Annotated in this window: 7 protein-coding genes and 1 riboswitch; of the genes, 5 read left to right on the top strand and 2 right to left on the bottom strand. The window is 54.7% G+C overall.

From position 1 onward, the window contains the following. Positions 1-173 precede the first annotated feature (173 nt). Positions 174-1475 (top strand): phosphopyruvate hydratase, encoded by a 1302-nt coding sequence (gene eno, locus P159_RS0112905; RefSeq protein ID WP_029544631.1) that lies wholly within the window; start codon positions 174-176, stop codon positions 1473-1475. A gap of 221 nt (positions 1476-1696) precedes the next feature. Here eno and cytX read toward each other — a convergent pair whose 3' ends face one another. Beyond that, positions 1697-2911, bottom strand: a complete 1215-nt coding sequence (cytX, locus tag P159_RS0112895; protein ID WP_318253579.1) for a putative hydroxymethylpyrimidine transporter CytX — start codon at positions 2909-2911, stop codon at positions 1697-1699. Between the two features lie 77 nt (positions 2912-2988). Beyond that, positions 2989-3092, bottom strand: a riboswitch (TPP riboswitch). 191 nt (positions 3093-3283) lie between these two features. Between cytX and P159_RS0112890 the strand changes: the two genes are divergently transcribed. The 4 genes from P159_RS0112890 (at position 3284) to P159_RS0112875 (ending at position 10141) form a co-directional block, all read left to right on the top strand. Further along, a complete protein-coding gene (locus P159_RS0112890; RefSeq protein ID WP_029544627.1) occupies positions 3284-4930 on the top strand; it encodes a putative manganese-dependent inorganic diphosphatase in 1647 nt (548 codons plus the stop codon). Between the two features lie 128 nt (positions 4931-5058). Then, positions 5059-7368 carry a DNA helicase PcrA gene (gene pcrA / locus P159_RS0112885; RefSeq protein WP_029544625.1) on the top strand — a complete coding sequence of 770 codons (2310 nt, stop codon included), beginning with the start codon at positions 5059-5061 and terminating at the stop codon, positions 7366-7368. 19 nt (positions 7369-7387) lie between these two features. After that, the gene (gene ligA, locus P159_RS0112880; protein ID WP_029544623.1) at positions 7388-9412 is read left to right on the top strand and encodes an NAD-dependent DNA ligase LigA; all 2025 of its coding nucleotides are present in this window, start codon (positions 7388-7390) and stop codon (positions 9410-9412) included. 108 nt (positions 9413-9520) lie between these two features. Beyond that, positions 9521-10141 carry an ATPase, T2SS/T4P/T4SS family gene (locus P159_RS0112875; protein WP_051650354.1) on the top strand — a complete coding sequence of 207 codons (621 nt, stop codon included), beginning with the start codon at positions 9521-9523 and terminating at the stop codon, positions 10139-10141. On the opposite strand, the gene P159_RS0112870 is transcribed toward P159_RS0112875, so the two are convergent. Next, a complete protein-coding gene (locus tag P159_RS0112870) occupies positions 10108-11589 on the bottom strand; it encodes a recombinase family protein (protein WP_051650137.1) in 1482 nt (493 codons plus the stop codon). The genes P159_RS0112875 and P159_RS0112870 overlap by 34 nt on opposite strands. Between the last annotated feature and the right edge of the window lie 332 nt (positions 11590-11921).

Genomic DNA, 11921 nt, shown 5'->3' with positions numbered 1-11921 from the left:
TATCGATGAGGCTACTGCACCATAATGAACGCGCAGCAGCCTCATTTTGGAAAAACGGTGCGAATGGCATAAATCCACGGCGTGTCCGTGAAAGCCCAGGTTAAATGATAATGACTTGCAATATCATTTAACCTGGGCTATAATAATATCATGATTGAGAGGAGGCAAAGTCCATGAAAGATTATTTACAGATCATGCAGGTCATTGGCCGGGAAATCATTGATTCCCGTGGCAATCCTACAGTAGAGGCTGAGGTCACCCTGGCAGACGGCTCAGTGGGCAGAGCGGCAGCTCCCAGCGGTGCTTCCACTGGCGAGTTCGAGGCTTTGGAGCTCAGAGATGGTGACAAGGATAGATACGGCGGCAAGGGCGTGTCCCAGGCGGTGGCGAACATCAATGAGAAGATTGCTCCGGCTGTGGCAGGCCTTGATGCTTCGGATATCTACGGCGTGGATGCCGCCATGCTGGCTCTGGATGGCACAGAGGATAAGTCAAACCTGGGAGCTAATGCCATTCTGGCAGTATCCCTGGCCGCAGCCAAAGCAGCTGCCGCCGCCCAGGATATCCCACTGTATCGCTTCCTGGGAGGCCTTGCCGGCAACCATCTGCCTGTGCCCATGATGAATATCCTCAATGGCGGCGTCCATGCCACAAATTCAGTGGATACCCAGGAGTTCATGATCATGCCTGCGGGAGCGCCTACCTTCCGGGAGGGCCTCAGGTGGTCCACGGAGGTTTTCCACGCCCTGCAGTCCCTGCTGAAAAAAGAGGGCAAGGCTACTTCCGTTGGCGATGAAGGTGGCTTTGCCCCTGACCTTTCTTCTGATGAGGACACCATCGAGCACATCCTGCAGGCCATACGCGAAGCAGGCTACGAGCCCGGGAAGGACTTTGTCCTGGCCATGGATGCCGCAAGCTCTGAATGGAAAAGCGAAAAGGGCAAGGGACATTACAAGCAGCCCAAGTCCGGCAGGGAATTCACCTCTGCCGAGCTGATTGCCCACTGGAAATCCCTGGTGGAGAAGTATCCCATCTACTCCATCGAGGACGGTTTGGATGAGGAGGACTGGGAAGGCTGGCAGCAGATGACCAGGGATCTGGGCGACAAGGTGCAGCTGGTGGGAGATGACCTGTTTGTCACCAACACCAAGCGGCTGAAGAAAGGCATTGAAGGCGGCAGCGGCAACTCTATACTCATCAAGCTGAATCAGATAGGCACCCTTTCCGAGACGCTGGAAGCCATCAAGATGGCCCACCAGGCAGGTTACACGGCCATAGTCTCCCATCGCAGCGGTGAGACGGAGGATACCACCATCGCAGACCTGGCAGTGGCCCTCAATACGGATCAGATCAAGACAGGAGCCCCCTCACGCTCTGAGAGGGTGGCCAAATACAACCAGCTGCTGCGCATAGAGGAAGAACTGGGGGAAAGTGCTGTCTACGCAGGCATGGCTGCCTTCAAGCATAAGAAGTGATGACGTTGTCAAGGCAATGAAGGCCTTCACAAATGGCTGCCTGATCCAAAGCACGGAACCAGGGGCAGGTGCATTTGAAAAGAATGAAATGCGCCAAGCAGCCTAACGGGCTTTGACAAATATGAGAAAGAAAAATCACCTTGCCGAGGCAAGGTGATTTTTTAGCGCATTTGTTTGCTCCTTCAGCCAGGAGCTTCAATCTCACATTGAAGGATATTCCCTCACAGAGCAGCAGGCTCCTCTTTTTCCCTGTGCCTGTTGCTCAGGACAATGGCAGCAGCGCTGAGGCACATGGTGAACAGCATGTCCGGCAGGGTGCTGCCTATGGGCAGGTCGGTTTCCATCAGGAAGCGGTAGAGGAGGAAACCGGCCAGCCACACCAGCAGATTGGACCAGCAGAAAAGACTTGTCTCATAGTTGCGGGAAGCCATGAGATGATTGACCAGCTGTACGGCAATCATGGGGGCAAAGACTGAGCCGATGAAGTAGAGGAAGTCCGTGAAATCCAGCAGGGGCAGGAAGACTGCTCCCCCTGTGCCCAGCAGGGTGACGGCTATGGCCAGGGCTTTTCCCTTTACTTTTGGGGACAGGGCTTCGCCGGATACTCCTGCGGAGTAGGCATCCAGGTAAGTGGTAGTGACAGTGGAAAAGAGGATGATGGCAAGGCCCGCCAGCCCCAGCCCGGACTTCAGCATGATTTGGGCGATATCCGCCTCCCCGAAAGTCAGGGCGGCCCCCAGGCCCATGAGGTACATCCAGGAGCTCACCAGACCGTAGACGATGGTGCTCACTGCCGCTGCCCTGACAGGCTTTTGGGCCTTGCGGGTGTAATCGCTGATAAGGGGCAGCCAGGAAAGGGGCATGGCAATGGAAAGCTCCAGGGCCAGGCCGAAGCTCATGGCTTCAGCAGGCAGGGGGGCAGCCCCGCTGATGCTGGCGAGATTGCTGCTGAGCAGCAGGGTGAGCAGCAGCAGGGCCGCCATGGCCAGGGCGTTCAGCCTGCTCAGATTCTCCAGGCCAATGGCCAGCCACAGGATGATGAGCAGGCCTATCAGCAGGCACCAAAGCTCGTGGCCTGCTCCTAAAAGTCCCCCGGCAGCCAGAGCCCCTTCATAGATCATGATGCCCGTCCAGCCCAAAAGCTGCAGGATATTGAGCCCTGCAAAGAGCAGGGCGCCCCTGCTGCCAAAGGTCATCTTGGCAGCTTCCATGGAACTTTTCCTAACTTTGCCGCCTATGACGCCTGCCCCAAAGAGCAGGGCGCAGCCTATGAGATGCCCCATGAAAATCGCCAGCATCCCCTGGCCGAAGCCCAGAGGGGCCAGGAAGGTGCCGGTCTGTATCTCGGCAATGGAAAGGGCAGCGCCGAACCAAATCAGGCCGTTGGCCCAAAGTGAGGTCCGTTTGGGTGATTGTGTCATCTGACAATTTTGCATGGTGATTCCTCCTTGTGTTGGGGAGGGAAAGGGCAAACGAAAAGGGACTATCCGGCTAAAGTTGGATAGTCCCTTGAAATATCGCTATTCCTGCTTCCCTACGTTGGCATTATCCAAATCAGGTGCGGTCGAAACGCATAGTTTCCTCTCAGCCCGTCTGCGAGCTCCCGTGTATGTGATTGTCTGGCTATACTTTAATACTTTAAGCCGGAGTTGTCAAATCAAATCGCTGGTCTGATTTACCGAGATATCATTGACACATACAAACCCATTTTATCTGTCGACAAGATGGGCATTCTAGCGTTATAATGTATACATACTATAAGAGTCGGGGCTGTTGACGGCATCAGACAAGAGGAGGATTTTTTTTTCATGAAGAGCACGAAACCAATTTATACCATCGGGCATCGCAATCCGGATACGGATTCCATCTGCTCGGCTATCGGTTATGCACATCTCAAGCAGGCACTGGGGGAGAACGTAGTGGCTGCCCGTGCTGGCAAGATCAATGCAGAGACCAAGTACGCCCTGGAGCATTTCCATGTGGAGGAGCCCCTTTTGCTCACCGACCTTTATCCCCGGGTCAAGGATATCACCATCGACTGCAAGATCGTAGTGAAGCAGCATGATACCCTGCGCCATCTGGGTGAGGTCATGCGGGAGCATGATTTGAAGTCCGTGCCGGTCACCGACAGCAAAGGGGTGCTGGTGGGCATCGTCACCGTCAGCGACCTGGCTCAGCGCTACTTCCAGGAACTGGGCATGCAGAATCTGGCCAATATGCGGGTGCGCTATCGCGACATCATCCAGGCTACGGACAGCCAGGTGCTGGTGTCCGGCGAGGAAGGCGAGTTCATCAAGGGCAATGTGCGCATTGCTGCCGGCAGCCTCAACACCATCAAGAGCGTCATCAAGGAGCATGATATTGTCCTCATTGGCGACCGCCACGATGAGACCATCATCGACTGCGTGAAGCAGGGCATTTCCTGCCTGATTGTCACTGGCAATGGCCGCGTTTCCGCTGATGTCATCGAGGAAGCTGAGGAGCGCAATGTGTTCGTGCTTTCCACTCCTTACGACACCTATACAGTGGCCCGCCTGATCAACCAGTGCGTGCCCATCCGCCGTATCATGCACGACAATCCCGTGTGCTTCAAGCCTATGGACCTGCTCTCTGATATCAAAGGGGCCATGGAGGAGAACAATTACCGCAACTACCCCGTGGTGGAAAATGGCCATATCGTGGGCCTGGTAAGCCGTGACCGTCTCATGGTTTCCGAGCGTGAGCGGGTCATCCTGGTGGACCACAACGAGCGCGGCCAGGCCGTAGAGGGCATCGAAGAAGCCAAGATCATGGAGATCATCGACCACCATCGTCTGGGCGGCATCCAGACCAGCGAGCCCATCTACACCCATGCAGAGCCTGTGGGCTGCACAGCCACCATTGTGGCCAATATGCATTGGCACAGGGATATTGACATTCCTGCTTCCATTGCCGGCCTCTTGCTTTCCGCCATTATTTCCGACACGGTGCTCTTCAAGTCTCCCACCTGCACTGAGTATGACAAGATGACCGCCAAGCGGCTGGCTGAGATTGCCGGGGTGGACATCAATGAGTACGGCCTGGAAATGCTCAAGGCAGGTTCCGGCATCGGCGATATGACTCCTTCCGAGATTGCCAGGAACGACCTCAAGGAGTTCCGCATCGGCGACTACCGCATCATCGTCAGCCAGATTTCTGTCATGGACGAGAAGGAAGTGCTGGATCTGGAACCCCAGCTCATTGAGGCTATGGGCCATATCTGCGATAAGGAAGGCTTCGACATGAGTCTGGTGATGGTCACCAACATCCTGGAAGAAGCCACCACTCTCCTTTATGCAGGCTCTCCCAAGACCCTCATTGGCGAGGCTTTCCACAAGGATGCCAGCGGCACCCACATCTATCTGCCCGGGGTCATGAGCCGCAAGAAGCAGATTATCCCGCCCCTTTCCGAGGCAGTGAAGCGCATCAAGCAGTAAGGAACTGCTCCTAAGAGAAGATTTGAGCAAGGCATATAAATCGGCTCACCCGTTGGGTGGGCCGATTTTCAGCCTTTAAATTTATGTTTTGAAGTATTTTGCAAGACCAACAAATATAGGAGGATACATTGGATATTTTCAGCGGATTGAACCCGGCACAGAAGCAGGCAGTCGAGCATACGGAGGGGCCTCTCCTCATCATGGCAGGAGCAGGTTCCGGCAAGACCAAGGTGCTTACCTGCAAGGTGGCAAACCTTTTGGCCCAGGGGGCTGCACCCTATAGCATCCTGGCAATCACCTTCACCAACAAGGCTGCCACGGAAATGCGGGAGCGCGTGGACAGGATGATAGGGGAGGCGGCCAAGGATGTATGGCTCAGCACCTTCCATTCCTTCTGCGCCCGCTTCCTGCGCCGGGAAATCGAGGCCACTGGGCTTTACAAGAAGAACTTCGTCATATATGACACTTCTGACAGCCAGGCTGTCATCAAGAACGCCCTGAAGAAGCTCAATCTGGACGATAAGCAGTACACGCCTGCCAGTGTCCTCAATGCCATTTCCAATGCCAAGAACCAGCTCTTAGGCCCCAAGGCCATGGCCCGGGACGCAGGCAGCTTCTTTGAGCAGAAGGTGGCTGAGGTTTACGAGATTTACGCCCAGGAGCTTCGCAACAACAATGCGCTGGACTTTGATGACCTGCTGATGGTGACAGTGCTCCTGCTGGAGCAGCATGAGGAAGTACGCATCAAGTATCAGCGCCGCTTCAAGTATATACTGGTGGATGAGTATCAGGATACCAACGGCGCCCAGTACCAGCTCACCAAGATCTTGGCGGCGTCCCATCACAATCTCTGCGTGGTGGGTGATGCTGACCAGTCTATCTACGGTTGGCGCGGCGCGGATATCCGCAATATCATGGACTTCGAGAAGGACTATCCCGAGGCCAAGACCATCAAGCTGGAGCAGAATTACCGCTCCACCAAGAATATCTTGGCGGCAGCCAATGCGGTGATTGAGCATAACATCAACCGCAAGCCAAAAGAACTCTGGACGGAGAACGCTACGGGAGAGAAGCTTACCTGGTACCAGGGTATGGATGAGCGTGACGAGGCCAACTTCATTGTCACCACTATCCGCAAGCAGCAGACCATTTTCAATGCCTCCCTGGGAGATATGGCCATTCTCTACCGCACCAATGCCCAGTCCCGTGTGCTGGAGGAGACCTTCATGAGGAGCGGCATCGCCTACACCATGGTGGGGGGCCTCAAATTCTACGACCGCAAGGAAATCAAGGACATCCTGGCATATCTTCGTGTCATTTATAATCCTCTTGATACTGTCAGCCTTATGCGCATCGTCAATGTGCCCAAGCGGGGGCTGGGTGCTGCTTCTATAGCAAAACTCAGCGACTATGCTGATGATAATGGCCTGACCCTCTTTGATGTGATTTCCAGTCCCGACCTGCTAGATGCCATTCCCGGCATCACTGCCCGGGTGAAGAAGCCATTGGAGCTGTTTTCCTCCTTTATCTTCAAGTACATGGGGCTGCAGTCCAACCTGAAGGTTTCCGAACTCATTGACAAGGTGCTGAAGGAGTCCGGCTACATCAAGGAACTGGAAGAGGAGAAGAAGCCGGAGAACGAGTCACGGCTGGAGAACCTCAAGGAATTCATCGGCGTGGCCAAGGACTTCGAAAAAGAGGAAGAAAATCCCAATCTGGAGAATTTCCTCTCCCAGCTGGCGCTGGTGTCTGACATTGACAATGCAGAGATGGAGGAGGACAGGGTGACCCTGATGACCCTGCACTCAGCCAAGGGCCTGGAGTTCCCTATCGTTTTCATGGTGGGCATGGAGGAAGGGTTGTTCCCTCATTCCCGCACCCTCATGGAGCCGGCAGAAATCGAGGAGGAGCGCCGTACCTGCTACGTGGGCATCACCCGCGCCCAGCGGAAACTCTATCTCACCAATGCCCAGCGCCGCACGATTTACGGCAGGCAGAACGCCTATCCGCCCTCCCGCTTCCTCAGCGAGATTCCCGACGAGTATCTGGAGAAGCTGGTGCCCAGGGGGAATGCTTACGGCTTTGCCAATGCCAACAATTACGGAGCCCAGCAGCGTGCAGGCCTTATGACCTTCCAGCCCAGCGCAAGGCAGATGGGCAGCGGTGTGCAGCGCAGCGGCCAGCCCCAGTCTGCCCTGCAGGCCATGAGTGCCATGAACCAGCGCAATATGGGAACGGCACCTGCAGGCAGCACTGCCATCCGTCCCGATACCAGCGTGGTCTGGAAGGTGGGAGACAAGGCCCGTCACGGCAAGTGGGGCATCGGCACCGTGGTGTCCGTCAAGGGTGAAGGGGAGGAAGTTGAGTTGAAGATCGCCTTCCCGGACCAGGGGGTTAAGGGCCTGATGCAGAAGTACGCTCCCATCACCAAAGCTTAATTAGACAGGAGGTGGCGGCATGGCAGAAGCCATACCAGCAGATATCAAAGCCGTCAAGGCAGAACTTGCCGGCCTGCGGAAGAAGATTCGCTACCATAACAACCGCTACTATAACGAAGATAATCCGGAAATCACTGATTACGAATACGACCAGCTGATGCTGCGCCTGAAAGCTTTGGAGGGAGCCTATCCCGAGCTTATCACCCAGAACTCTCCCACCCAGATGGTGGGAGGCGAGGCGCGCCGCAGCGCCGGGGTGCTGGTGAAGCACGATGTGCCCATGCTGTCTTTGCAGGACGTTTTCTCCAAGGAAGAAATCTACAGCTTTGTGGAGAATATGCAGGGGGAACTGGAAAGCCCTGAATTTGTGGTTGAGGAAAAGATAGACGGTCTTTCCCTGGCCCTGCGCTATGAGAATGGAGAACTTGTGCGAGCCATTACCCGTGGCGACGGCCTGGTGCAGGGGGAGGACGTCACTGCCAATGCCAGGGTCATCAAAGACGTCAGGCAGAAGCTGAAGGAAAGCCTGCCTTACTTTGAAATCCGTGGGGAAGTCTACATGGAAAAGGCTGCCTTTGAGGCGGTGAATGACCGCCAGGAACTTCTGGGCTTGAAGCCCTTTGCCAATCCCCGCAACTGTGCCGCAGGCACCCTGCGCCAGCTGGACAGCCGCATTACCAAAGAGCGGAAGCTATCCATGTTTGTCTTCAACCTGCAGAAGGCAGAGGGCAGGGAATTTGCCAGCCACACGGAAGCCTATGACTTCATGAAGAAGCAGGGCATCAAGGTCATACATGGTTACCACGTCTGCCGTACGGCAGATGAGGTCTGGGCAGCTATCGAGACCATCGGCGGCAGCCGGGGCAGCCTGCCTTACGACATTGACGGTGCCGTGGTGAAGCTCAATGATCTGGCTGACCGTGAGAAGCTGGGGGCCACCTCCAAGGTTCCCCGCTGGGCTATTGCCTATAAATACCCCCCCGAGGAAAAGGAAACCGTGGTGCGCAGCATTGAGCTTTCCGTGGGCCGCACGGGCCGTATCACCCCTACGGCAGTCTTTGACCCGGTGCAGCTATGCGGCACCAGGGTCGAGCGGGCCACCCTGCACAATCAGGACTTCATTGACAGCCTTGATGTGCGCATCGGGGATACGGTGAAGGTCTACAAGTCCGGGGAAATCATTCCCAAGGTCAAGGAAGTGGTGAAGGGAAAGCGGCCTGCCGGGACCGAGCCATTCATCATCGGTGACAAGTGCCCTGTCTGCGGGGCAGAAGCTGTGCGGGAGGCGGATACGGCAGATATCAAATGCCAGAATCCCTCCTGCCCTGCCCAGCTGGAGAACCATATCCTGAACTTTGTGGGCAGGAATGCCATGGACATCAAGGGATTTGGGGAAGCGGCAGTACGAGGGCTCATTGAGGAAGGATATCTCAGTACCATTGCAGATATCTACCATCTGTCCGACTACCGTGAGGAGCTGATTGCCAAGGGCCTGATAGGCAAGGAGAAGAACACGGACAAGCTGCTTGCTGCCATTGAGGAAAGCAAGCAGAATGATCCCCAGCGGCTGGTGACAGGTCTGGGCATCTCCGGCATTGGCCGGGCGGCGGCCAGGGACCTGATGGCTGCTTTTGGCTCCATTGCAAAGCTCAGCCAGGCCAGCGAAGAGGAGCTCCTGGCAGTGCCGGACATGGGGGAAATCAGCACCAGGGCTATCCTCTCCTTCTTCCGGGATGAGCATAACCGCGCCATCCTTGCAGACATGGAAAAGTCCGGGGTAAACTTCGTGCAGGAGCAGCAGTCAGCTGCAGGCAGCGAGCTTGCCGGCCTGACCTTTGTCATCACCGGCACCCTGCCCACCCTGGGCCGCAAGGAGTGCGCTGCGCTTATCGAAGCCCACGGCGGCAAGGTTACTGGCTCCGTGTCGAAGAAAACCAACTATCTGGTAGCCGGGGAGGCCGCTGGCAGCAAGCTCATCAAGGCCCAGGAATTGGGCATAGATATCCTCACAGAGGAAGAACTGAGGAAAATGCTCCAGCAATAACTCAATGACTGATTTATCCAGAGAGAGGCGCACGCCTCTCTTTTTGCTTTTCTGGCAGGAGTTGTCCTTTTGGCAAAGAATTGAGTTTGTAAAAAGGAGGCGGCAATCATGCCCATAGACGAGACAGCTTTCAAAATCCTCATCAGCCGTGCTGCCGTAGAAGCCCGCCGGGGCCTTGAGCAGCAGGGGGGAGAAAACTCCCCGGTAGTGAGACTGGCAGACGTTCTCTTGGAACGGGCCATTGAGCGCAGGGCCAGCGATCTTCACCTGGAGCCGCAGGAAGACTGGCTGAGAGTCAGATACAGGATAGACGGCCTCTTGCAGCCTGAAGATAACATCCTGCCCAAGGAACTGGAAATCGTCCTCACCGCCCGCCTGAAAGTGATGGCCGGCATGGACACAGCCAGGCATCAGTGCCCCCAGGACGGCCATATCGTCTTTGCCAGCGGAGGGCGGCAGATAGATATTCGCGTATCCGTGCTGCCGGCCATCCATGGGGAGCTGATGGTGCTGCGCTTCATGAATGTGGAAAAGGGCATCCTGGATATAGATGAACTTGGCTTCAGCGGGAAAAACATGGAGCTTTTCCGAAGCATCATTGAAAAGCCTTCGGGGCTGGTAATTTTGTCGGGGCCCGTGAATACAGGGCATATACTGCAACTACAAAAAAGGCCACCGAAAAAAGGTGGCCTTTTTTACTTGCGGAAAAATATCTGGATGTCGAATTGATAATGCTTGCGCCCTGTCCCTGCATCCGTGCGCATGATGTTTATATGGTCTATTACCTGGCGAACGATTTGCCTTTTTGCATCTGGTGTGGGAGGACAATTGCGAACGGCCTCATATACCGCCCCAGCGTCCGTTCTGACGGGCGCTAGGGGTTTGCAGGTATTCACCCTTGCAAGGCGATTTTCGGCGGCCTTGAGCGCTTTTAGGCGGGCTGTCGCATCTTCGTGGCTTATAAGCCCGTCCCCGACCCATTGCAAAATAGACTGCCTTTCCTGGTGGATGCGGGATAGTTCCTGCTGGCGGGCATCTTCTGCACCAGCACCAGGGGCAGGGGGCGGCAATGACTTGCGGATATAATTTTCCACGGCTTCGGGCGACTGGCAGATTGATTCAAGCAATTCCCAGAGTGCGGCATCCGTGGGGGCGCACTGAAAATTCCGCGACCCGCAAGATGCAAAATTGCCGTCGTTTTGGTTGTGTATGCACATATAATATGCGACATTTTTTCCGTTGCGTCTCACGTTAAGCATTCGCCCGCATTGTGTGCAATATAGCAGACCTTGAAATAAAAACGGGGTGCGTTTCCGATGCAGGTCAAAAGTGCGATTTTTGCTCAAAAGTTCAACAGCCCTTTTATGCTCCTCGTCCGAAATTATCGGCGGGCATTGCATTGGAATCCATTCATCGGGCGGGCGTTCAATCCGCCTTTCAGATTTTAAACCCGTCCGAAAATGATACGTTTTATGGGCAAAAAATCTGCCCGTATACATTTCCCTTTTTAGTATATCATGGATGGTCGATACCGCCCATTTACGTCGGTTAGGCGGGGGAAATTTGTCTATATTAGCGTTAAAATGTCGGGCAATTGCAGATGTACCGCCGAAGCCCATGAGATACAGGCGGAATATTTCACGGATGTTTCTGGCTTCCAATTCGTTGATAATATAGCAGTGATTTTCTTTGTCGAAATCGTATCCGTAAACATGGGAATCCTCGATAACTTTCCCTTGTTTCAACATTGCGACCCTGCCCCGCATTGACCGTTCCCGAATTTTTTCCCTTTCATATCCCGCAAAAGCCCCGCGGATTGCGTAAAATAAACGCCCTTCCGCCGATGCTTTATAATCTGCATTAACGAAATGCAATTGCGCCCCTGCTGATTCTATGTCGTCCGTTATTAAAAGCTGATGGCTTAAATTTCGGCTCAGTCTATCAATATCATAGACCACGACAAAATCAAACATTTTCGCGCGAACTGCATCACGCATAGATGTTAATGCAGGGCGGTCAAGATACGCCCCCGAATATCCATCATCTATAAATTCCTGCACGAGCGTAGCACCGAGCGAGCGGGCTTTTGCGGTACAATCCGCAATTTGTGCGCCGAGAGAATAACCCTGCTCCGCCTGCTTGTCGGTGCTGACCCTGGCGTAAATTGCCGCGTTCATTGCGTGCATCCTCCTCCTGTGGTATAATATTAATTGCCTCTGTGATGGTGTTATCGGCATAGTGCAAAATTGTCGTCCGTGGGATTGCGGGCGGCTTTTTTGTTGCATTGCCCCTTGTAAAATACTGCCATCCTGCTTTAAAATAATGTCAATGCGTTAAACCGTGGCGCAGATTATACAGCCCCAGACGGCTGGCGGAAACCTTGCGATTCCGTCCGCGTTTCCGACCCATGGTTTGCGCGGGAATTAGTCGCAAGGAGCATGGCAAAGCTAATTTGCTCAACACGCGCCGCCCTGTTTTGGCTGAATTTCGGGGCGGCTTTTTATTATTA

This window comes from Selenomonas sp. AB3002, assembly GCF_000702545.1.
Classification (GTDB): Bacteria; Bacillota; Negativicutes; order Selenomonadales; family Selenomonadaceae; genus Selenomonas_B; species Selenomonas_B ruminantium_A.
Note: the sequence above shows the minus strand (reverse complement) of the source record. Positions and strands in the feature narration are given on the sequence as shown.